This is a genomic window from Geotoga petraea, assembly GCF_900102615.1.
GTDB lineage: Bacteria > Thermotogota > Thermotogae > Petrotogales > Petrotogaceae > Geotoga > Geotoga petraea.
On the sequence record NZ_FMYV01000002.1, the window covers coordinates 18,130 to 42,860 of the forward strand.

General features: G+C 30.9%; 18 protein-coding genes. 3 read left to right on the forward strand and 15 right to left on the reverse strand.

The genetic code is table 11. The features are described from left to right. Positions 1 to 20: 20 nt before the first annotated feature. From BLS00_RS02430 to ruvC, 9 genes are all read right to left on the reverse strand, one after another. Entirely contained in the window at positions 21 to 2,528 is a 2,508-nt protein-coding gene (locus BLS00_RS02430; RefSeq protein WP_091402525.1) for an alpha-amylase family glycosyl hydrolase, read from the reverse strand. Between the two features lie 45 nt (positions 2,529 to 2,573). Continuing rightward, the gene (gene tsaD, locus BLS00_RS02435; RefSeq protein WP_091402526.1) at positions 2,574 to 3,566 is read right to left on the reverse strand and encodes a tRNA (adenosine(37)-N6)-threonylcarbamoyltransferase complex transferase subunit TsaD; all 993 of its coding nucleotides are present in this window, start codon (positions 3,564 to 3,566) and stop codon (positions 2,574 to 2,576) included. Between the two features lie 16 nt (positions 3,567 to 3,582). After that, the gene (gene clpX, locus BLS00_RS02440) at positions 3,583 to 4,824 is read right to left on the reverse strand and encodes an ATP-dependent Clp protease ATP-binding subunit ClpX (RefSeq protein ID WP_091402528.1); all 1,242 of its coding nucleotides are present in this window, start codon (positions 4,822 to 4,824) and stop codon (positions 3,583 to 3,585) included. A 95-nt stretch (positions 4,825 to 4,919) separates the two neighbouring features. Further along, a complete protein-coding gene (cysK, locus tag BLS00_RS02445; protein WP_091402529.1) occupies positions 4,920 to 5,816 on the reverse strand; it encodes a cysteine synthase A in 897 nt (298 codons plus the stop codon). Between the two features lie 15 nt (positions 5,817 to 5,831). Next, positions 5,832 to 6,440: a serine O-acetyltransferase EpsC gene (gene epsC / locus BLS00_RS10820; RefSeq protein ID WP_091402531.1), complete on the reverse strand. Its 609-nt coding sequence runs from the start codon at positions 6,438 to 6,440 to the stop codon at positions 5,832 to 5,834. Positions 6,441 to 6,567: 127 nt separating this feature from the next. Beyond that, a complete protein-coding gene (locus tag BLS00_RS02455) occupies positions 6,568 to 7,446 on the reverse strand; it encodes a DMT family transporter (protein ID WP_091402532.1) in 879 nt (292 codons plus the stop codon). 11 nt (positions 7,447 to 7,457) lie between these two features. Next, positions 7,458 to 8,516: a hypothetical protein gene (locus BLS00_RS02460; protein ID WP_091402534.1), complete on the reverse strand. Its 1,059-nt coding sequence runs from the start codon at positions 8,514 to 8,516 to the stop codon at positions 7,458 to 7,460. A gap of 2 nt (positions 8,517 to 8,518) precedes the next feature. Then, positions 8,519 to 12,694: a PolC-type DNA polymerase III gene (locus BLS00_RS02465; RefSeq protein ID WP_091402535.1), complete on the reverse strand. Its 4,176-nt coding sequence runs from the start codon at positions 12,692 to 12,694 to the stop codon at positions 8,519 to 8,521. After that, a complete protein-coding gene (ruvC, locus tag BLS00_RS02470) occupies positions 12,694 to 13,170 on the reverse strand; it encodes a crossover junction endodeoxyribonuclease RuvC (protein WP_091402537.1) in 477 nt (158 codons plus the stop codon). Before ruvC ends, BLS00_RS02465 begins: the two co-directional genes overlap by 1 nt. 94 nt (positions 13,171 to 13,264) lie before the next feature. Between ruvC and BLS00_RS02475 the strand changes: the two genes are divergently transcribed. The 3 genes from BLS00_RS02475 to BLS00_RS02485 all read left to right on the forward strand — a co-directional run bounded on the left by BLS00_RS02475 (position 13,265) and on the right by BLS00_RS02485 (position 17,764). After that, positions 13,265 to 14,500, forward strand: a complete 1,236-nt coding sequence (locus BLS00_RS02475; protein WP_091402538.1) for an aminopeptidase P family protein — start codon at positions 13,265 to 13,267, stop codon at positions 14,498 to 14,500. 195 nt (positions 14,501 to 14,695) lie between these two features. Further along, entirely contained in the window at positions 14,696 to 17,203 is a 2,508-nt protein-coding gene (locus BLS00_RS02480; RefSeq protein WP_091402540.1) for an adenosylcobalamin-dependent ribonucleoside-diphosphate reductase, read from the forward strand. A 15-nt stretch (positions 17,204 to 17,218) separates the two neighbouring features. After that, positions 17,219 to 17,764: a hypothetical protein gene (locus tag BLS00_RS02485; RefSeq protein ID WP_091402543.1), complete on the forward strand. Its 546-nt coding sequence runs from the start codon at positions 17,219 to 17,221 to the stop codon at positions 17,762 to 17,764. A 51-nt stretch (positions 17,765 to 17,815) separates the two neighbouring features. Here the strand turns inward: BLS00_RS02485 and glgP are convergent, their stop codons facing one another. From glgP to BLS00_RS02515, 6 genes are all read right to left on the reverse strand, one after another. Beyond that, positions 17,816 to 20,383 carry an alpha-glucan family phosphorylase gene (gene glgP, locus BLS00_RS02490; RefSeq protein ID WP_091402544.1) on the reverse strand — a complete coding sequence of 856 codons (2,568 nt, stop codon included), beginning with the start codon at positions 20,381 to 20,383 and terminating at the stop codon, positions 17,816 to 17,818. A gap of 91 nt (positions 20,384 to 20,474) precedes the next feature. After that, positions 20,475 to 21,011, reverse strand: coding sequence for a bifunctional pyr operon transcriptional regulator/uracil phosphoribosyltransferase PyrR (pyrR, locus tag BLS00_RS02495; protein WP_091402546.1), 537 nt, complete (start codon positions 21,009 to 21,011; stop codon positions 20,475 to 20,477). 91 nt (positions 21,012 to 21,102) lie between these two features. Further along, positions 21,103 to 21,330, reverse strand: coding sequence for a hypothetical protein (locus BLS00_RS02500; protein WP_218119787.1), 228 nt, complete (start codon positions 21,328 to 21,330; stop codon positions 21,103 to 21,105). 151 nt (positions 21,331 to 21,481) lie between these two features. Further along, positions 21,482 to 22,798 (reverse strand): 23S rRNA (uracil(1939)-C(5))-methyltransferase RlmD, encoded by a 1,317-nt coding sequence (gene rlmD, locus BLS00_RS02505; protein ID WP_091402549.1) that lies wholly within the window; start codon positions 22,796 to 22,798, stop codon positions 21,482 to 21,484. Between the two features lie 18 nt (positions 22,799 to 22,816). Beyond that, positions 22,817 to 23,374, reverse strand: a complete 558-nt coding sequence (locus BLS00_RS02510) for an MBL fold metallo-hydrolase (protein WP_143012932.1) — start codon at positions 23,372 to 23,374, stop codon at positions 22,817 to 22,819. Positions 23,375 to 23,387: 13 nt separating this feature from the next. Then, a complete protein-coding gene (locus BLS00_RS02515; RefSeq protein ID WP_091402553.1) occupies positions 23,388 to 24,728 on the reverse strand; it encodes an MATE family efflux transporter in 1,341 nt (446 codons plus the stop codon). Positions 24,729 to 24,731: the final 3 nt, after the last annotated feature.

The following is a 24,731-nucleotide window of genomic DNA, read 5'->3' on the forward strand; positions in this document are numbered from 1 at the left end:
ATTATAAGAGGGTAATATTTTTATTTTATTTCAATTATTAAATCATCCATAATTTTTGGTGAATTTTCGTCTCCGCCACCAAAAGACCATTGTTGTGCTTCTGGAGACATAGGCCTCAAAACAGCTTCAATTCCATCATAATCATAAGTTGTTATATAAAATTTCCATCCAGAAAGATCGTTGGTATTTAGAACACTATAAGGTATTGAAAATGTTATTTCACTCAGCTGTTTATTTACATCAGCAGTAGGTGAAGGAGTTATCCCTTCTCCAAGTCTTTCTTCTGAAGCATCGTTGGTGTTGTGGAGTGTTATTCCCCAACCAGTGGCGTATATTTCATAATTCCAGTCCATTCCTTCAGGCATTTTTGCGTTTTGATTTGGTAATATTTTCATCCCTTCTTGATCTGGATCATCTATAAATATTTGGAAAGTAACATGGTCAAAACCCTTTGAAGGAGACCAGTTGTCAGTTACTTCTCTCATTTTCATAGTCAATTTCAACAATTGCCCTACTTTTGAAAGTTTGGCTCCAGTTATATCCATCTGTCTTTTGAATGTCAAATCTTTTGGATATGTATAATTACCATTAGGACCGTTGTCATCACCTATAGGATCCGAAACTGATATTATTTCAACAGAAGGTATATCGACTTCAAATTCGTAAGTATCTGAGTAATTTGAGTAAATAGGAATTTTGCCATAAGCTTTAACAAAAACAGTATGTTTACCAGGAGTGAAATCTGCTATGTTGATCGCTGCCTGCCAATCTTCATTTTCTTTCATATTAAGCTCAACTTCTTTATATGCCTGCTCTTTTCCATCTATTATTATTTTAAGTTTTTTAGAATTCGATGCAGTACCTGTTATAATAAAGTTTTCTTTAAAAGAGTTTTTTTCATATAAATTTGTTATTTCAGCTTTTATTTCATTTTCTTTAATACTTTTTGTCGCGTTAGTTATTTCATAGATACCAAAAGAGCTTCCATTTAATAAAAGGTTGAATTCGCCTTCATAAGTAATTGGTTTATCTATAACATTCATCAAATAAACCGGTTCTAAGACTGTACCTTTTTCATAACCTAAGTCTATTCCAGTTGCATATTTTCTTTTTGAATTTGTATTTATCATTATTAGATAGTCTTTTTCACCTTTAATCGAATAGATTAATGGTCCTGGGCCAAGATTATCTGAGTATAAAACATCTATCTTTCCATTTCTGAACGTTGGATGATTGTCTCTTAATTCATTTAATTCTTTTATGTATTTGAACATTGGAGCTGATGTGTCAAAATGATCTATTCCACCAGCTTGAAAGCCTTCTGCAAACATAGTTGCTCTTGTTTCAATGAACGATTGTTCTGTCCCATAATAAACGGTTGGTATACCTGGAATTGTATATATAATACCCAGCGCTTGTTTAACAGAATTTATATTTGAGTTTTTCAAAAATCTATCCATATCGTGATTGTCTATAAAAGTAACAAGAGTAGAAGGATCGAAAATTTCTTGCCTTTGTTCTAATCTGTATCCTATATAGTTGGTTGGTTTCCCTTCTTTAAAAACTCTTTTCAGTTCTGTTTGTAATGGAAAATCAAGCATAGAATTATATCCATAATCATAATATTTTGCTATTTCTTTTTCTCCGTAGTTTTCGTAAGGGTTGCTTCCTATCCAGGCTTCTCCATAAACAAGAAAGTTTTCTTTAGAGTTTTTCTCCGCTACTTCAAAAACACCTTCTTCTCCATTCAAAAATTCTCTCCAGAATTCTGGTTCAACATATTTTGCGGTATCAATTCTAAAACCATCAATCCCCGCATAATCTATCCAGTATGTGTGTGAATCTTTTAACACTTTAATTACTTCAGGGTTTTCAGTGTTAATATCATCAAGTTCGTTGTAAGCTGTGTTATAAACATCTGGATTTTCAACTTCAGTTGCCCAATGAAAAGCATTAACTTTTCTCTGTTCTGGATCATTGTAATCAAAATTATTAAACGGATATTGTACTGGTTTTCCTGGAACGAGTTTATCATTCACAACATAATTTCCATCAACTAACTCAAAATAATTAGCAGTATGGTTAGTAACAATATCTTGTATAACTTTTATGTCTCTTTTATGGGCTTCTTCGACAAATTTTTTGTATAACTCTTCGTTACCAAAGTGCTCATCAATTTTTTTGAAATCTCGAGCCCAGTAGCCATGATAACCACCGTAATTAGTCCAGCCGTCCCACCATTGATTTGCAATTGGTGGAGTCAACCATATTGCGGTGAATCCCATTTCTTTAATGTAATCCAATCTGTCAATTAGGCCTTGAATATCTCCCCCATTATATTTCGAGTTTACTATTCCAAAGTCTATTCCACTTTTTGTTTGGACGTCATTCGAAGGGTCACCATTTTCAAATCTGTCGATCATGATGAAATAAATTTTTTCATTACTCCAATCAGCAGCATTTAATGTAGTCACTGCAATAATCAATAAAAATGAAAACGTTGCCACAATTTTCAAAAAATTTTTCATTTTCTAACCCCCATTAATTGATTTGATAATATTATATCAAAAAAATTATAATTCTTTTAATGCCAAATTTGGTATAGCATCCAAATCAAAATCAGAAAAATCATTTCTTATGTATTTCTCATAACCCGCTCTAGCAATCATTGCGGCGTTATCTGTACAATATTTCATTTCTGGTAAGTAGATATCAAATTCTTTATAATCATTAAGTTTTTCTCTTAATGTAGAATTTGCTGCAACACCACCAGCTATCACTATTTTCTTTCTGTTATTTATTTTTGCATATTTAACAGTTTTATGAATCAGAGTACTCACAAGTGATTCCTGAAAAGATGCAGCTATATCTTCTATCTTTGCTTCAGGATTATCTTTTTTAAAATAAAGTACAGAGGTTTTTAAACCAGAAAATGAAAAATCATATCCCTTGTTGAAAAGAGGCTTTGGAAATTTATAAATTTTCTTGCCGACTTTTGCCAGCTTATCTATAATAGGACCTCCTGGATAGCCAAGTTCAAGCATCCTTGCAACTTTATCAAAAGCTTCTCCTGCAGCATCATCTTTTGTTTGTCCAACAATTTCAAAATCCATATAATCTTTGGTATCCAAGATCATAGTATGGCCACCAGAGACTAAAAGAGTTACAAAAGGTGGTTTTAAATCTGGAGAGGAAAGAAAATTGGCATAAATATGTCCCATTAAATGGTTTACACCAATTAATGGGATATTTAAATTTAATGATAATGCTTTTGCAAAATTCAAACCAATTAATAATGCCCCAACAAGACCAGGACCTTTAGTTACAGCAATTGCATTAATATCTTTTAATTCAATTTTAGCTTCTTTAAGAGCTTCTTTAGTAATATTGTTCAAAAATTTTATATGTTTTCTGGCTGCTATTTCGGGAACAACTCCCCCAAAAACTTTGTGTATATTTATTTGAGAAAGAACAATATTTGATAAAATTTTATTTTTACCTTGTAGAATACAAACAGCTGTCTCATCACATGATGTTTCTATTGATAAGATTATTGGGTCATTCATCTGAACCTTCCTTTGTTTAAGCAGTTTTTTTATATTTTTTTATAACTTCTTTTTCGCCTCTTACTACTTCCTCGTCTATAATTATTTCATCTATTTCATCTTTTAAATCTGGTGCTTCATACATTATGTCAAGGGTTATATCTTCAAAAACACTTTTCAAACCCCTTGCACCAGTTCCTCTTTTTAATGCATTTTTTGCAATTTCGTATAAAGCTTCGTCAGTAATTGTGAGTTTTATACCATCTAAATCAAGTAATGCTTCATATTGCTTAAGTATTGCATTTTTAGGCTCTTTTATAATAGTCACGAGATCTTCTTCGTTTAAATCAGAAAGAGTTGAAACTACAGGAAATCTTCCAACAAATTCTGGTATCATGCCATAATGAACCAAGTCATCTGGTGTTACCTTTTTTAGTATTTCTCCATCTCTAACTTTTTCTTTAGATTTTATCTCGGCTCCAAATCCAAGAGAAGAAGTCTCAGTTCTTTGTTTTATTAGATCAACTAATCCATCAAAAGCTCCACCGGCTATGAATAGAATTTTTGATGTATCTACTTTTATAAACTCTTGATAAGGATGCTTTCTCCCACCTTGTGGCGGAATGTTTGCAATAGTTCCTTCAACAATTTTTAGCAACGATTGTTGAACTCCTTCACCAGAAACATCTCTGGTAATAGATGGGTTAGAAGATTTTCTGGTGATTTTATCAATTTCATCTATATATATAATACCCTGTTCTGCTTTTTCAACATCAAAATCAGCTGATTGTAAAAGTCTTAAAATTATATTTTCTACATCATCTCCCACATAACCAGCTTCGGTTAAGGGAGTAGCATCTGCGATAGCAAAAGGAACTTCTAAAATATCTGCTAATGTTTTTGCGATTAAAGTTTTACCAACTCCAGTTGGCCCAAGCATTAATACATTCGATTTTTCTAAGTCAACGTCTTTTAGTTTGTGAGATGAAAATATTCTCTTATAATGGTTATAAACTGCCACTGAAATTGATTTTTTTGCACTTTCTTGTCCTATGATATATTGATCCAAGTACTCTTTTATTTTACTGGGTGTTGGAAGTTTAAATTCTTTCTTTTGTTCTTTTCCTTCTTTAGTATTATTCTTATGTTTGTTTTCTTCAATCAAGTCATCAAAAAGCTCAACACACTCGTCACAGATGTATATTCCGTTTGGACCTGCGATTAAAGCATCGGCTTCAGACTGTGGTTTCCCACAAAATGAACACTCTTTATTACTCATTAAAAAATTCCTCCTATATTGGGTTATTTGTCTTTACAATAAAATATACTAACATCTTTTATGTAATATTTAATAACAAATACTTTACAAAAGAGTTATTCACCCAATAGACTAATATATTTATCTCCAGAATCGCAACCTATAGTCACAATTCTTTTATTTTCACCTAAAATGTCTGCTGCTTTTATTGCAGCTGCTACGTTTGCACCGCTTGAAATACCCAAGAAAAGGCCTTCTTCTTTAGCTAATCTTTTTGTCATTTCATAAGCTTCTTCATCTGTTATTTTTATAGGTTCATCCAATAAAGATAATTCCAAGTTACCGGGTATAAATCCAGCTCCTATTCCCTGAATTTTATGTTTTCCAGGTTGGTTGCCTGAAATAACAGAAGAATTAGCAGGTTCAACAGGGAAAATTTTTATGCATTCTTGAAAAGTTTTTCTTAAAACTTTTCCAACGCCTGTTATGGTTCCGCCTGTGCCAACTCCAGCCACAAATGCATCAACGTTGAAATCCATTTGTTTTAGAATTTCTGGCCCTGTAGTATATTCGTGAGCTTTAGGATTTGAAGGGTTGTCAAATTGATTTGGCATAAATGCGTTGTATTTTTTCTGCAATTCTTCAGCTTTTTCAATTGCCCCTTTCATCCCTTTATCTGCTGGAGTTAATATTAATTCTGCTCCCAATAATTTTAAAATTTGTCTTCTTTCAACACTCATACTTTCTGGCATTGTAAGATATATTTTATACCCTTTACTTCTGGCTATAGCTGCAAGAGCTATTCCAGTGTTCCCAGATGTTGGTTCTACTATTATCTTTTGATGATCCCCTAATTGTCCCTTGATTTCAGCGTCTTTGATCATAAAATAAGCTGGTCTATCTTTAACACTACCAGCAGGATTGTTTTTTTCTAATTTGATAAAAACTCTTCCTGGTTCTATAATATTCGATAAAGTTACTATTGGAGTGTTTCCTATTGCTGATTCAATCATAGTTATAACCTCCTATTAGATTACGAAATCGTTGTTTATCTTTTTATTCATATCTATGAATTTATAAGATGGGCAATTGAACTTTTTGATTTTTGCTGGTATTCCAACTGCAACTGATTTTGGTGGAATATCCATTAAAACAACACTATTTGATCCTATCACTGAATCATCACCTATAATAATGGGTCCAAGGATTTTCGCACCAGCCCCAATCATGACATTTTTCCCAACTTCTGGGTGCCTTTTCCCTTTTGTGACATTTTTTGCACCTAAAGTTGCTCCATGGTAAATTAAAGTTCCAGAACCAACTTTTGCAGTTTCTCCAATCACTATACCAAATCCATGGTCAAGAACTATCCCTGGGTCTAATTCTGCAGAAGGATGAATGTCTACATGGTGAAAAATTTTGCTGAATACGTAAATAAAATATCCTAAGAATTTCATCTTGTGTGCGTTAAAAAAATGTGCAAATCTATAAGATATTAGAGCATGATAAGCTATTGATGTGAAAAAAACAAACCAACTTGAAGTAGCAGTTGGATCTTTTTTCAAAAACATATTCATATCTTGTTTTAAAGATTTAAAAATATTTATAAATTCAATAAAAACATTTGCTTTTTTCATACAATTCCCCCTTTAGAAAATAGGATAAATATTGTCGTAATATAGAATAATATAAACAGTTGCAATTGCAACTGTTTATATTATATATGATTTTGTTTTCGAAAATAATATGATTATATTCATTTTGTTAAAATTTCTTTTCAGCTATGTAAGTTCCTGATATGATTAAAATTGCGCCTATTAGGGTAAAGGCATTTGGAAAATTTTTAAGTATTAATGAATCTGCAATTAGCGTTACAACAGGTATAAAGTAAATTCCGTTCATAGTAGTTTGTGATCCAGCCATCTTCACAGAATAATTCCAAAATATATAGCCAATCGCTGAACATAAAATTCCTAAAAACAAGAGAGAAATTATGACGTTAGGTTGTAACCAGGTATTGTAAACCATCCCCATATCAGTTTTTAAAAATTCAAAAATTGCAAAAGGAGCAAAAAATATAGCTCCTAAAAGAGTCATATCCCTTGTTATAATCAAATTTGAATGATTATTATGTAGTTTTTCAAGGTAAATAGTGTAAACTATCCAACTGAATACTGGAATCATCATCATTAAATCACCGATAGGATTCAATTTTAGTATATATTTTCCATTTAAAACAAGCAAAGTAACGCCGGTAAAAGCAATAAGAGTTCCCAAATATCTGATTTTATTAGATAATTTTCTTTTTATAATATCATTTACTAAAAGAAAAAATATTGGTGTAGAAGATATTATAAGAGAACTGTTGCTTGGTGTTGTATAAATCAATGCTGTGTTCTCGAATATGAAATAGGCTGTAATTCCAAAAAAACCGGACATAACCAAATAAAAGAAATCTTTTTTAGAATATTTAACATTTTTTCTCACCAAAATCATTAAGAATATTGATGCGATTATAAACCTAATGAACCCAGCAATAATTGGTGGAATAAATTGAACAACAACAGAAGTAGCAACAAAAGATATCCCCCATAAAATAACAGTTATAGATAAAAAAATTAGCCCTTTTGTCCTATTTTGCATTTAGCACCTCACTACTTTGAAATTTTTTGAATCTGAAATATAGCTAATTTCTTACTTTTAAGATCGGAAATTATTAATTTAGATTCTGTTATTTTAAAAAGAAGGTTTTCAGGCATCCTTGTTAATATAGATCTCAACTTTCTTATATGAATTTGTACCAAATATTTGTGTTCAGTTTTTATATCAAGTTTCCAAGAAAGATGAGAATCATTTTCTTCTTTGTAAATGTAAGAACCGTTAGTACTCAAAACGATGAACGCTACGTTGTTTTTTTTGAAAGAAATATACATTTTGTCCAAGGCTTTTTTAATCTGATCTGATTTGATCCTTAATTCCTCTATTATTTTGAATGTTTCAAGTTTTAAAACATCATTGTAGTATTTTTGAGTACATAAGTTTATTATCACGCCAGGAGCTAATAACACTAATTTATTTTTTTTAACACCAATCGAAATTTTAGAATCTTTTCTTAATTTTTTTAATGATTTTACCACATGTCTTATGGTTACGTAGGGTATAGATAGAGAAAAATCTTTTTTTGATTCTGAAAATTCAGATTCTATGTAATAATAATCAGATACATAGCTGAATTTTATCATTTTACTTCTTGTGAATATGTTTATAAGGTCGTCTTCATTAGCAGATGCTGATACGAAATCAATCTTTTTTATTAAATCGTTGAGGGAATCTATGCTTAAACTATCAAATTCTTTTATTACAGATGGGACAGAAGACTCTTTCTTAATTTCAGTCGATAAGTTCATCTCCTCAAATGTAAATAGCACGTGATCTTTGTTTATAGCTATTTTTACTATTTCTTCAGATTTTTTATTTTTACCCCTGGTTAAGCCTTTTAAATATTGTATAGGTATTATCGCAACACCTTCAAAAGGTAAAAAGTCCCTTGTAAAATTCATCACCATACTTCCACAATTGTCAGAAGCATAAATTTTGAGGCCATTATCGTAAAAGAAGTACGCATTTCTTGTGGAAGGTTCTATAGTTCCACAAAAATTATCGAGAAATTCAGTTACTTTATTCAAATGTGAAAAAGTGACATAACCTTCCATCTTTATCCTCCAAATAACGACATTTGATTTTTATCAGGCAATCCATTAAGAATTCCAAGTTCTTTCAAAACTTCGGTGTTGGATTTATTAACATTTGTTCTCGCTACCAGTTCTTCGATTGATTGAAATTTACCATTTTTCCTATCTTCAATTATACTTTCAGCGGCTTTTTCACCAAGGTTTGGTACTGTTATAAATGGTATCAAAAGACCATTGTTTTGAATTAGAAAGTTTTTTGAATGAGATTTGTATAAATCAACATTATAAAATTTGTAACCTCTCAAAATCATTTCATACGCTATTTCCAAAACAGTTCTTTCTCTTTTTAATTTTATGTCTCTTTCACCTTTTATTTCCATAAGGCGTCTTTTAATAGAATTTTTCCCTTTTAAAATAACTGGCAAATTAAATTCATCTCCTTTAACTGAGAAGTATGTTGCATAAAAAGCCAAAGGCTTGTGAACTTTGAACCAAGCTATCCTAAATGCCATGCTAACATACGCAGCAGCATGGGCTTTTGGGAATAGGTATGTAATTATTTTACAAGAGTCTAAAAACCATTTTGGAACATTTAAGTCTTTCATTAGTTTTTCGTCTTCTTCAGATAAACTTTTACCTTTTCTTACCTTTTCCATTATGAAGAAAGACTTTTTAGGGTCTGCACCTTTATGAATCAAATAGTTCATAATATCGTCTCTACACGAGATAACCTCGTTTAATGTTGCGTCCCCTCTATCTATTATATTTTTAGCATTTCCTGTCCAAACATTTGTGCCATGAGACAATCCCGATATTCTTACTAATTCTGCAAAAGTACTTGGTTTTGTATCTTCCAACATTCTTCTAACAAAGTTCGTTCCAAATTCCGGAATACCAAGAGCTCCAACTGTTGTGTCCAATTCAGACTTTAAATCTATTTTCAAAGCTTTTGTGCTTGAAAAAATGGACATGGTTTCTTTGTCATCCATTGGTATTTTTAATGCATCTATACCAGTTAAATCTTCCAACATCTTTATAAATGTAGGATCGTCATGTCCTAATGCATCAAGTTTTACTAAATCATCGTGAATAACGTGATAATCAAAATGCGTTGTTTGAATATCGGATTTTGTGTCGTTAGCAGGATATTGTATAGGGGTGAAATCAAAAACTTCGAATTCTTTTGGAACAATCATTAATCCACCTGGATGTTGCCCAGTGGTTCTCTTTACGCCAGTTATAGCATTTGCTATTCTTTGTTGCTCACATTGTCTAACAAAATCAGTTGTTTCAGCATATTTTCGGGCGTATTCCAAAGCAGTTTTTTCAGCAACAGTCGATATTGTACCTGCTTTAAAAACGTGGTCTTCTCCAAACATCTTTTCAACATATTTATGAGCCCTTGATTGGTATTCTCCCGAGAAATTTAAATCGATATCTGGGACTTTGTCCCCTTCAAACCCCATGAAAGTTTCAAATAATATATCTTGTCCATTTTTTATCATTTTTTCATTACAATCATCGCATATTTTATCGGGCAAATCATAACCAGAACCATATTCTCCTTCAGTAAAAAATATTGATTTTTTACATTTTGGGCAAATATAGTGAGGTGGCATTGGATTTACCTCTGTTATTCCCATTAAGTAAGCAACCAAAGAAGATCCTACAGAACCTCTTGAACCTACAAGATATCCATCTTCATTTGATTTTTTAACTATTCTTTCAGCCATAAGGTATAAGACTGCATAACCATGTTTTATAATTGAATCAAGTTCTCTTTCAATTCTTTTTTCTATAATTTCTGGTAGTTTTTCACCATATATTTCGTGAGCTTTCTTATAAGTTTTTTCCCTTACTTCGGTATCCGCATTTTCAATATTAGGTGGATTTAGCTTTTTTTTAAGTGGAACTATATCTTCGATTTTTTCTGCAATGAGATTTGGATTATCTATTACTATTTGTTTTGCAACAGCTTCATCTTCGAATATTTCCATGGCATTCTTTAACATTTCATCAGTTGTTCTCATATGTCTGTTAGAATAGTACACTTTTTTCTTATCTGCAACTTTTAAGGCGTGTCTAAACTTCATGTCTTCTTTATCAAGATAATGTGCATTTGACACCATAACAACAGGTTTATCCAACTCTTTTCCAATTTCGTATATAGTGCGATACATTTCTATTATTCTTTCTTTCGATAGATCGTCCCTGGTTTCAACTGTATCAATTGGCATTATTTCGAGGTAATCAAAGAATTTAGCTATTTCTTTTAGTTCATCTTTTGTTGCTCCTCTTATGAAAGCATCTGATAATTCTCCGTTTTCACACCCCGAACCAATTAGTAGCCCTTCTCTCATTTTTTCTAGTTCACTTTTTAAAATCCTTGGATGAACATAAAAATATTTTATATGAGCATTTGAAACTAATTTATATGAATTTTTAAGGCCAACTTTATTTTTTATCAATATTGTCATATGTTTTGCAAAAATTCTCTTATAATCTATGAATTTTTTTAATTTATCCAAATCAGATAATCTTTTTATTCCTCTGTTAGAAGCCATATCCAGTAATTTTATAAATACAAGGGCTGTAACATGTGCATCTTCATCAGCCCTATGATGGTTGAAATCACTTAAGCCTAAAGCTTTTACAACTTTATCTAATGAAAATCTTTTTATAGTTAAAAGAGATTTAGCCATTGAAAGAGTATCAATATAGGTTTGTTCGAAAACCCTGTTGTATAATTTTGAAACCCAAGATCTCAAAAACCTAAAATCAAATATAGCGTTGTGTGCTACGAGTACAGCTCCTTCTATAAAATCCAAAAATTTAGGTAGTACTTCTTCTATAGGGGGCTTGTCATTCAACATTTCTTGAGTTATTCCCGTTATTTCAGTTGTTATTTCTGGAATATTTTCTTTAGGTTTTATCAAAGAATGAAATTTATCAATTATTTCACCGTCTTTAACTTTTGCTGCTCCAATTTCAATAATTTCATTAATATCTGGTTGAGTACCAGTTGTTTCAAAATCAAAAACCACGTATTCTGTATCTTTTATGCTTTGCTCTCCATTTCCGAAAATATTTATAATATCAATATATTCATCTACTACATCACCTTCTAAACCAAAAATCGGTTTAATACCTTCTTTTGTAGCAATATCATAAAATTGAGGTATGTTTTGAATTGCTCCATGATCTGTAATGGCAACAGCTTTCTGTCCCCATTCTTTAACTCTTTTTATGATATCCTTAACTTCCATTATTCCATCCATTTGACTCAAATTTGAATGGCAATGAAGTTCGACTCTCTTTTCTTCTGATTCATCTTTTACAGATAATTCTGGTTTAATTTTTTTTAAGTTAAAAGGTTTTATTGCAAAATCGTTCATAAAATTATCATAAAACAAAGATCCTTCAGCTATTATATGATCTCCAACTTTGATGTTTTTATGCAGAATTTCGCCTTTATCGAAGAAGTGTTTTACTACTATAGAATCTTTTTTGTCGGTAATAAAAATAGTGCTAATATTTGACTTTTCATTGTAATCTTTGAAAAATACTTGTCCTTTAACGACTAAAATACTCCCTTCAACTGTCGGTACATTATCCAAGTCAATGGGGATTTTTTTAAAGTCTCTTCCAAGAATGACATCACCTTTTTTATTTATATTGTTACTATTTTTCTTTTTATCGATTTTCTGATTTTCAGTAGTTTCATAAGTATCAAAGCTCATATAATCATGCCCAAAAGTATCATCAAAATCTGGTTTCAATGTGTTATCCATTTCTAATAAAAACTCAGCTTTAATTCCACAATGTCTGACTATTAAATCTTGAAGTATGTTTTTTGAGCTTCTCATTTTATTTATAACCAATTTAGAATGTGATTTGAATATAAGAACATCGCCTTTCAATTCAGGTAAAAGCAAGCTCAAATAATCGTCTAATTCATGGCCTATGATGATCTTCTGCCAATTATTGACTATAAATTCAAGGTCATTATCACCAATAGGTTCTATTTCGACGGTTCTTTTAAGATTTCTCATGAAAAACTTTTTCAGTGAAGATTCTAAACTTTCGTTGAAGTTGTTTTTGATCTTTATCTTTACTGTAGATTCTGTAGTTTCAACTTCTCCATCGATATCGAATGGTACATATCCAATATATTCCATAAAATACTCTTTTATAGTCATTAAATAACACCTCTGAAATTCCCGTGACAAAAAGCAGCTGCCAATGCATCTGCTGCATCATCAGGGGTGGGATTTTTTTTCAAGTTCAACAATAACTTTAAAGTTCTGGCAACTTGTCCTTTTTCTGCTCTGCCATAACCAGTTACAGCCTGTTTTATTTGAAACGGGGTATATTCATAAATCGGTATTTTGTTTTCAACGAGGGCTACTAATATGACACCTCGGGCTTCACCGACTTGTATCGCTGTAGTTACGTTTCTAAAGAAAAATAAATCTTCCACGGAAGATTCATCTGGATTGTATTTTTCTATTAATGTTGTTATTTTTTGCTTTATTTCATACAGTCTCAAAGGAAGTTCCTTGTCCTTATCAGTATATATTACACCAAAATCAATAGTTTTAAACTTGTTTCCTATTTTATCCAATACTCCATAGCCAATTTTGCCATATCCTGGGTCAATTCCTAATATTCTCATTAAAACACTCCTAAGTAAGTAGACACATCTTTTTATATACTAACATTTTATTATATAATGATATAAGAGTATATTCAATTAAGGAGGAGTAAAGATGATAGAATACCTAAAAGAAAGAAGAAGAAAACTATTTTATTCAATGGATGATAAATCGGTAATGGTGATTTTTTCAGGTGTTGCACCGTACAAGTCCAAAGATGAAAAATATCAATTCACGCCAAATAAAAATTTTCTTTATTTAACAGGGTTAGACAAAGAAAATATGGTTTTACTTGTTCAAAAAAATGGGGAAAAAATAACAGAATCACTATACATTGAAAAAGATGATCCCCAAATTGCAAAATGGGTTGGCCACAAAATGTCAGCTGAAAAGGCAAAAAAAATTTCTGGGATAAAAGATATAAAATATATTAACGATTTTGAAAAAGATCTTGGTATGGTGATGAACCAAAAATTTGAAAAAATTTATTTAGATCTGGAAAAACAAAGCTGGAATGACCCCATTACAACTATCTCATTAGAACTTGCAAAAGATATAAAAGGCAAATATCCAAGTATGAGAATAAAAAATATCTACCATCAAATAGCAGATTTAAGGATTATAAAAGATAAAAAAGAGATAGAAAACATAAAAAGAGCTATTAGCATTACTAAAAATGGTATTTATAATATGCTGAAACATATGAAACCAGGAATGAAAGAAAATGAAATAGAAGCTTTCTTTGATTTTGTTCTTAAGCAAAGTGGTGTAAGAGACTATGCCTTTAAAACAATTGCTGCTTCAGGTAAAAATGCAGCCATCCTTCATTATGAAGACAATAATGCCGAAACCAAAGATGGAGATATGATCCTTTTCGACCTTGGTGCTCAGTGGAACTATTATTCTGCAGACGTTTCAAGAACATTTCCTTTGAATGGTAAATTTACAGAAAGGCAAAAAGAAGTTTATACAGTTGTTTTAGAAACTATGAAAGAAGTTGAAAATTCAGCGAAACCAGGAGTTTCTTTGAAAGAACTACACGAATTATCTAAGAAAAAGTTATCTGAAGGTGCTATAAAATTAGGATTGATTGAAAAAGAAGAAGATATTTTTGAATACTATTTTCATTCTATTGGGCATTTTATGGGTATGGATACACATGATGTAGGAGATAGAGAAGCTGTTTTAGAGCCAGGCATGGTTATCACAAATGAACCAGGATTGTATATACCCGAAGAAAACATAGGAGTTAGAATAGAAGATGATCTTTTGATCACCGAAAACGGTTGTGAAAATCTTTCTAAAGATATAATTAAAGAAATAGACGAAATAGAAAATTTTATGAAATAGTTTTGATATATTAATTTTGGTAAAAAATAGAATTATTGATTATTTTTAGAGAAAAAGCTTTTATTTATTGGAATAATTCCTCTTTTTTACTTAATAAAAATTTAACTATACTACAAGATATAGATGTGATATCATATATGATGTGTATATATAGTTATTGTTTTTCGGTTAGCTTATTAAAGGAGGATTTATTTCATGGAAAGAGTTATAAACAAATATTTGAATGTAAAACCTTCAAAAAACGCAAATACAATTTTGAAAGATAGGTATTTGATGAAAGATGGACAAGGTAGATACTTGGAAGAAACTTGGGACGATGTCAGTAAAAGAGTTGCCAGACATGTTGCTTCAGCAGAAGTCAAATATACTAAAGATGTTAAAGAAATTCAAGAGATTGAGAAAAAATATTATAATATGATCAAATCAAGGATCTTTTTACCTAATAGCCCGACAATTTTTAATTCAGGGAAGGCAATGCCTTTAGAGCTTTTTAAAAAAGAAGCTAAGGATATGGGTTTTGATGATTATAAAAAAATATTTGACTCAAAGAGTAAACATAACATGCTTTCTGCTTGCTTTGTTGTTCCTATGGATGATTCAATGGACGGAATTTTTGAAGCTGTAAAACAATCTGCTATGATTATGAAATATGGTGGAGGCGTAGGATATGACTTTTCAGTTTTAAGACCTAAAGGAACTTCTATAGCTGGGACAGGGGGCAAATCATCAGGGCCTATTAGCTTTATGCATGTATTTAACACTTCTGCTTCTACCATTGAGCAAGGTGGAGCAAGAAGAGCTGCACAAATGGCGGTTATGAAATACGATCATCCAGATGTTTTGGACTTTATTAATTCTAAAAAAGATAATGATGGTAATAGTGTACTAAATTATTTCAATATTTCTATAAATATAGATGATGTGAATAATTTCAAAAATAAGTTGAAAAATGATGAAGAAATAACACTTGAACATCCAGAATCTGATAAAACTGCAAAATTAAATGCAAAAGAATATTTAAGAAAAATTAGTGAAAATGCTTGGAAATCTGGAGATCCTGGTTTGCTATTTTTAGGAAAACACAATCATTATTATGCAATGGGGCACGAAACTCCTGTTCAAGCAACAAACCCTTGTGGTGAAGAACCTCTTCCGCCATTTGGAAGCTGTAATTTAGGTTCTATAGATATAGCCAAATTAATAGACTTTGTGGACATTGGAAATCCAAAAGACAGAAATTTGGATATTTTTGAAGACATAGTATATTGGGCTTCAAGATTTTTAGATGATGTTATTGATATGAATGTTTATCCCTTGCCTCAAATAGATGAAATATCTAAAAATCAGAGGTTTATTGGTCTTGGTATAATGGGGCTTGCAGATGCTTTATACAAAAAATCTTTAGCTTATAATTCAGTAGAAGGAAGAAAGTTTATGGCTAAAGTTACAGCATCATTGGCTTATTTTTCGCACGTTGCCAGTTCAAAATTGGCTGAAAAAAGGGGCAATTTCCCAGACTTTAAAAAATCAAAATATCCAAAAGGATTCATACCAATGCCGCTTTTAGAAGATGATTTTGATGAAGATATAAAATTATGGAATCAAAAACTCAGAGATCATTTTTTGAATACAGCTATTAAATATAAGAGGAATGTTCAAACTAACACAGTAGCACCAACAGGTTCTATTTCTAATTTGGCAGATACTTCATCTGGAATTGAACCAAATTTTATGCTTGCTTATATAAGATATATGACTGATAAAGAAGGCAACAGAGTCCCTCTACCGTATATCAATTCAATTTTGGTAGATAAAATGGGTGATGATTTAACAGAAGACTTGGAAGCTGAGATTATAGAACAAGGAAGTTTGACAAACATTAAAAATGTATCAGATGAATACAAAAAAATTTTTGTTACATCCATGGACATAAGCGCTGAAGATCATCTTTTAGCTCAACACGTTATTCAGAGCTATTTAGATGCTTCATGTTCTAAAACAATTAACATGAAAAAAGAAATTACTGTTGATGAAGTGTACAATATATATGAGAAAGCGCTTGATTTAAATATAAAAGGCATAACCATCTACAGGGATGGAAGCTTACAAACTCAAGTACTTGAGAAGAATAAAGATAAAAAAGAAGACAAAAAAGTCACTTTCTTTGTTTTAGATGAAAAACATAAGCTAAGGGCAAGGCCAAGAAAAGAAACTCTAAGAAGTGTTACAAGAAAATTCAAGTTTGACGATAGTACTATTTACATAACACTTTCTTTTGATGACAACGGAGAGGCCATTGAAGTTTTCTTGTCTGATGGGACAGAGACAACTGAGATAATAGGAAGATTATCTTCTATCGCTTTAAGGGCAGGAGTCTCATCAGATGAAATAATTGAACAACTAAAGAAAGTTAAAGGTGGTTATTGTAAGAATTTGGCCGAAGAAGTTAAAAAAGCCATCGAAGATTTTGCAGAACTCTGGAAAGAAGAAGTAGATTCATACGAGGTATATAAAACAGGTAAACCAAAAACAAAAGAAGAGATAGAAAAATTTGTCCATGTTAATGATCTTAAATATGAGAAAGGTGTTTACATAGATTCTGAGGGAAATACATATTGCCCAAGTTGTTTGAACAAGAATTCTTTGATAATGGAATCGGGTTGTACTTCTTGTAAGACTTGTGGCTGGTCTAAATGTTCTTAAAATTGGAGGAGAATAATGAGTGAAGAATTTAAAGGTTATAAAAAGTTTCACGACACTTTTTTAAACAACGTGAAAGAAGAAGGGTTTTTACACGATGACCACATTCATCCAGTATTTTTACTTTGGATGAGTTTTGATAATGAAGAAAAGAAAGAAGAGTTTTTGAATTTTGTTAAAAAAAATGATCCTGATTATGAAAAAGAATTGAGAGAATACATGGATTACTATGATATAGAAACCAACATTATCCCAATATATTTCCCTTTCGAAGTTGATTCAGAAGAAGAACTTAAAAACTTGAGCTTATTTTTACACGACATAGCTCAAATCTCTAAAGTACACGCCTATTCGGTTCTTTCTGAAGTTGCGATGGATGATGATGAAGGCAAAACAGAAGAAGAATTAGATTATCTTCCTTCGATTTTTACTGAAGCTCCGGATGGAAGTTGTTATATGAGTGTTTTAGACTATGAATCAGGCGAGCAGATAGATGATTATTCAGGTGAATATGAAAAAGATAACGAATACATAGCAGGTTTGAGGTTTCCAATCTTTGAATAATAAAAACGACCTTTCAAATTTTAGTTTGAAAGGTCGTTTTTATTTTATTGATTAAAATGCCGGGTGTTTAACTAATCCCATTAAATAATTTTTATGTGGCATGTATGGATGGCTTGCAGAAATTCTGACATTGTAGCCATAGTATCCTCTTTCATCAATTTCAAATGATCCTTTAAAAATATAGGTGTCTTTTTGTGCTTCTTTAATGAGTTTCATTTTAAATGTTTTTAAATTAGTAACTTCGTTTTCTTGAATTCTTGCCAACACAATTTCCGGATCAATTGAATCAGGTCCAATTCCTGGTAAATAAACTTCTGCTTCTATATTTAATTCTTTACCCACTTCTAATTGTTCATCGGTATTATGTTCGGTTAATACTTTAATCTTAATTGACTGCCAATTTCTTTCCAATAAATCTCTCCAATGAGCAAAATCTTTTGTAACTCTGAATCCATCTTTATTAAACTTATTTCCTTGCTCCGCAGCGGGCATGTACAATTTTTGAGTGTATTCCTTAACCATTCTTGATGTATTGAAGAATTCAGCAACAGAAGAAATAGAATTTTTCATTATTTTTACCCATTTTGATTTATCTTCTGAGTAATAAGTTGGTATAATTTCATTTTCTAAGGTATTGTATATGGAAACACTATCTATTCTATCTTGTAAGTCGGTATCTTCATAATCTCTATTATCACCTATGGCCCAACCATTTTTATTTTTTTCTTCACCATTGTATCCTTCTACCCACCAACCGTCAAGAACTGAGAAATTCATAGCTCCGTTCATTCCAGCTTTTTCTCCAGAAGTACCAGAAGCTTCATGAGGTCTCCTTGGGTTGTTCAACCAGATGTCTACCCCTGAAACAAGATGTCTAGCCATATTCATATCATAATTCTCTAAAATTATTATTTTGTCTTTAAATTGAGGCATTCTTGAAATTTCATAAATTCTTTTTATTAATTCCTGTCCTGGTTTATCCGCTGGATGTGCTTTACCAGCAAAAACTATTTGAACTGGTTTTTCAGGGTTGTTTAAAATTTTTTCCAATCTTTCCAAGTCTCTAAATATCAAAGTAGCTCTCTTATAAGTTGCAAATCTTCTTGCAAATCCAATTGTTAGGATATTTTTATCTCCTATTGTTTTGATTTCTTGTAATTGCTCAACAGTTTCACCATGTCTGGCTCTTTGAGCTTTTACTCTTTCATGTATGAAGTCAACTAATTTTCCTTTTAATTCAACGTGGGTATTCCATAATTTTTCATCAGGGATTTTGTCTATTTTTGCCCACATGTCTGGATCATCTAATTCAGAAACCCAATTTTTGTTTAATTCTTCAGCAAAAAGATCTTGTAACTCTTTTGCAATCCAAGTTTCACTGTGAACTCCATTGGTTACGTGAGATATAGGTACTTCTACAGCCTCAAGGCCATCCCAAACATGTTTCCAAAGGCCTCTTGATACTTTTCCGTGAAGTTCAGAAACTCCATTTGCTCTACCAGCCATTTTTAAGGCTAAAATAGTCATTGAAAAAGCTTGAGATCCATCAGGCCTTTGTTCTCTACCAAGGTCAAAAAATTCATCTCTGGTCGCTTCTAATGTTGGCCAATAATCACTAAAATATTTTTCTATTAAATTAAAATCAAAGGTATCATTTCCTGCTGGAACTGGAGTGTGTGTTGTGAATACTGAACCAGCTCTCGTTGCTTCTAAGGCTTCTTTGAAAGTTAGATTTTCTTGTTGAACATATTCTTTTACCCTTTCAAGTCCCAAGAAAGCTGCGTGGCCTTCATTCATATGCCAAACGGAAGGGTTTATTCCCATCTCTCTTAAAACTCTAACACCAGCTATGCCAAGGAGCATTTCTTGTTTGATTCTCATTTCATGGTCTCCACCATACAATCTATGAGTTAGTTTTCTATCTTCTGGATCATTTTGTTTTATATCTGTGTCTAATAAATATAAAGATACTCTTCCAACATTTAATTTCCAAACTTTTACATATACAGATCTCCCTAATATCTTGATGTTAACGTATAGTTCGTCTCCGTTAGAATCTTTTGCAGGTTCTACTGGAAAATTTGAAAAATCAAATTTTTCATAATGTGATTGTTGTTGCCCATTTTTATCTATTTGTTGAATAAAATAGCCCTCTCTGTATAAAAATCCTACAGCAACAAAAGGCAATCCTAAATCACTTGCTGATTTAACATGATCTCCTGCCAAAATACCTAATCCACCAGAATAGATTGGTAAAGATTCATGAATACCGTATTCTGCACAAAAATATGCAATTTCTCCCTGTGGATAGTCTTTGTGGGTTGCATTGAACCATGTGTTTTTTTCATTGAGGTATTGATTAAATTTTTTCATCACTTTTTCATATTTTTCAAAAAACTTTTTATTATTTGATTTTGCTTCAAGCTTTTTTTGACTCACTTGTTTTAAAAAAATTACTGGATTTCTGTTTACTTTTTTCCATAAATCAGAATCAATTTCCTCAAAAAGTTCTTGAGAGTCATAATTCCAAGTCCACCACATATTTTTTGATAAATCTTTTAATCCTTTGATTTTCTCTGGTAAACTTGGGACCACTGTAACTTTGTTTAAAAAATCCATAGGATATCCTCCCTCCAAATAATTACTCTATGAATATCTTTCAATACATTATATCAAAAAAATAGTGAAAATCAAGTTAATACAGAGATAATTAAACGTTATCGTAAATATATACCCCTTCTTCAGGATATTCATCGATTTCAGCCATTTTCACTTCTACTGCTTCATTGTCTTTCGATGTAGGAAGATTTTTCCCAATAAAATTAGCTTTTATAGGGAACTCTCTATGTCCTCTATCTACTAATACAAGCAATTCTATTTGACTAGGCCTTCCTCTTGAAATAATTGCATCCATTGCAGCTCTAATTGTTCTTCCGGTAAAAAGAACATCATCTACTAATATTACAATTTTATTGTTTACATTAATATTAAATTCTGAAGTATCCGTATCAGATTTTTTTTCATCATCTCTAAAAGGAGTAACGTCTAATTTAATAACGGGTACTTCAAAATTTTCAATTTTAATCAAATTTTCTTTTATTCTTTCAGCAATGAACGCCCCTCGAGTTTTTATTCCAGCTAAAATTACGTTTTCAACGCCTTTATGTTTTTCTGTTATTTCATGGGAAAGTCGCATGAGTGTTCTTTTAATGTCTTTTTCTTCCATAATTTTCTTTTTTATATTCATAATATTCTCTCCTTTTCTTCATGTATATTGATAATATCACTAATGTTATTTTAATTCAAATAAAAAGGCCTCATATAAATGAGGCCAAAGTTTATTGATTTTCTTCTATTAATTTTTCTATGTAGTTTATATCATCAACAATATTATTTAATTTATTTAAAGCTAAATTAAGGTTGATGCCTTTTTTTTGACAACTATCTTCTAAGGTGTCCATCTTCGTACAACAAATATCAAATCCAAATTTAGTTATTTGTTTAAAAAGTTTGTCATCTTTTTCCATTATTTCCTTTAAGGACATATCTTTAGTTAGGTATTCCATAATAAAACCTCCTTATTATTTTACCCCCCACAGGGGGGTAAAATAATTTTAGTATATAAAAGTTAATATAAAGTTAAAATAATATAAAAAAAGACAGATCTAAAAAGATCTGTCTTTTTTAAGAAGTTATTATTCTGTAAATTTTATCACTTTATTTTTCTAATATAACTATCGTTTCGACATGAAAAGTGTTAGGAAACATGTCAAAAGATTTTATAGATTTGATTTTAAAACCTTTTTCTGTTAAACCTTTTAAATCTCTAGCAAGTGTTGAAGGATCACAAGATATGTAAATGAGAGAATTATTTACTTTTTTTGATAGCAGTTCCACTCCATTTTTACCTAAACCGGCTCTTGGTGGATCTATTATGATATAATCAAAATTATTTTTTGATTTATTGAGGAATTGAATAGCATCTGCAACGTAAAAAGTGGCGTTTTTTAAAAAGTTTATATTCTTGTTTGCATTTGCAGCTTTTATGGAAATTTTTGAAAATTCGACCCCTTTAACATCTTTAAATAGAGGAGAAAAATACACTGAAAATAACCCTACACCACAATATAGATCTAATAAGCTTTTATTATCTGTTTTTTTCGGTTTTAAATAATCTAAAATATGTTTCAACATTTTAGAAGTTATTTCATAGTTTGTTTGGAAAAAGGAAGTTGGTGGAATTTGATAAGTGAACCCATCAAATTCTTCTATTAAAACGCCTTCTCCTTTCCAGGTTTTGTAAGGGCCTCTTAATTTAACTTTGTCAGAAGAATTCATAACGTGAATTATTGAGTCAACAGGTAATTTTCTTAGTTCTGATTTGAGTTCATTTTCGTTTGGTACGTTTTCACTGTTTGTAACTATGATGAGCATTGTTTTATTTTGAGAAAATGATTTTCTTAAAATAATATGTTTTATAACCCCTTTTTTAGTTTGATAATTATAAACAGGTATTTTTAAAGTGTTGATAATTCCTTTTACCTTGTTTCTCACCTTATCAAATATGTTTGGGGAAATTGGACAATTTTCTATATCAAGTATTTTTGATGAATTTTTTTCATTCAAACCAATTTTCAATTCCTCTTCTTTTGAAACTGAAAATTCCATTTTATTTCTATATTGATATTGTAATAATGAAGGCTCTATCGAATCAATATCCATATCGATTTTTGCTATTCTTCTTAACTGTTCTTTTACTATGTTTTGTTTAGCCTCTATTTGTTTGTCGTATTTATAGTTTATCCATTGACAACCACCACATTTTGGAAAGTGGTTACACACGGATGAAACTCTATCTTTTGATTGTTTGACAACTTTTTTAGTTTTTCCAAAAACAATGTTTTTAGTGTTTTTTAGAATATCAATCTCAACTATTTCATCTGGATAGGCGTTTTCTATCATATATGTTTTCCCGTCTTTAAATCCCAAACCATAACCACCGTTTATCAATTTTTCTATATTAAGTTGTTCCATTACAAAAACCACCTTTGTTTAGAATAGATATGGATTTTCTTCTAAAATCCTTTCTATATTTGTTTCTTCCATATGACCTGGATGAATTATAATATTTTTGTCTTTTGTCTTAAAAATTTTCTTTATTTTTTCTATGGAGTTTTCCAATTTATATTGATCACCACTTGGCAAATCAGTTCTTCCTACAGAATTATAAAAAACGGTGTCTCCAGAAAAAATATGATTATTCATAAAAATTAAAACACTACCTTCTGTATGTCCTGGGGTATGGATAGTTTCAAATGCATCTTGTATGTCATATAAATTTTCCCTTATTTCAATTGGAGCACCAATTATTTTGGATAAGTTAATTTCTGCGTTTTTAATCATTTCAAAATCTCCAGGGTGAAGGTATATTTTATCATAATTTAACTCGTTTAACCCCAATAGATGATCAAAGTGAGCATGAGTTAGTATGACATCAACTTTATTTTTTATGTGTTTCCCGATTCCAATCCCTGGATCTACGACATATTTATTATCAATTATATAAGAATTTGTTCCATATTGCTCGGTTACTATTTTTTGTACTTTCATTAAATCAGCTCCCTTATATTGTATCAACAATATTTCTTGCCCACTTTTGCGAGTAATATCTTTTCATAAAAATAAAGGCTTTTACCATTTCTTCGATTAGAGAGATAGTGTATACTATTGGGAAAGACCAACCTATTACTAAGCCACTTATTGCTACCAGAGGAATGCCTATGCCCCACAATGTTCCAACTTCAACAAAAAAAGAAAATTTTGTATCGCCCCCAGCTCTTAAAATTCCCACTACATTCATAAGATTCATCGTTCTGACGGGTATGGAAAAAGCGGCTATTAAAAGAGACGTCAATATAAGTTTTTCAACTTCTTGAGAAACATTAAATAACAAAACTATGTATTTTGAAGACAAAATGATTGCAAATCCAACAAAAAATGAAATGATAAAATTCAGTCTTAATAATTTTCTTGCTGTTAAAATCGCTTCTTCTATATGGTCAGAACCAAGGTGTTTTCCAATTAAAATTGCCGTCGCATTTGAAAGAGCAATTAATATTGTAAAAGCAATATTTTCAATAGTTTCCATAACATTCCTTGCTGCTATTATATTAGTTCCCATATGAGCATAAACGATTGAGTATGTAGTCATTCCCAACCCCCAAAAGAATTCTTGTCCAATTGTGGAAATAGTATAACTAAAAAAATATTTTATAAACTTAAGGTCTAAAGCTTTTATATGATAAATTTTAAATAAGCCAGGATGATTTATTTTTAGCATTATAATAATTAAAATAAATAACTGTAGGATTCTCGAAATTAGAGTCCCAATGGCTGCACCTTTCACTCCCATTGTGGGGAATCCAAACTTTCCAAATATCAAAATATAGTTTAGAAAGATATTAGTACCCATTGCTATTAAACTTGAGTACATAGGGATTACAGTTTTTTCTGTACTTTTTAAACACGCTTCAAAAGAAAAAACAAGAGCCATGACTGGAAAAGTTAAAGCTATTATGCTAAGATACTCTATACCTATTAAAACTACTGTATGATCAGGAGTAAAAATTCCCATTACCTTATCAGTGAAAAAGAATGATGGTATAAAAAAAATGATAGAGAACAGAATTGACAAACCAGTTATTAAAGATGTTGTTTTTGATATATTAAACTCATCTCTTTTACCCCAATATTGTGAAAGAAATATAGCTCCCCCACTAACTAATCCAAATAATAACAAGTTGAATAAAAAGAAAATCTTGTTAGATAATCCCACTGCTGCAATACTGTTTTCTCCCAATTGGCCTATCATAAGTGTGTCAACGAAATTAACACTTGTTGAAATAAACTGTTGAACAGCAACAGGCAAAGCTATTGTAAGGGTAGTTTTATAAAATTTATTCATTTT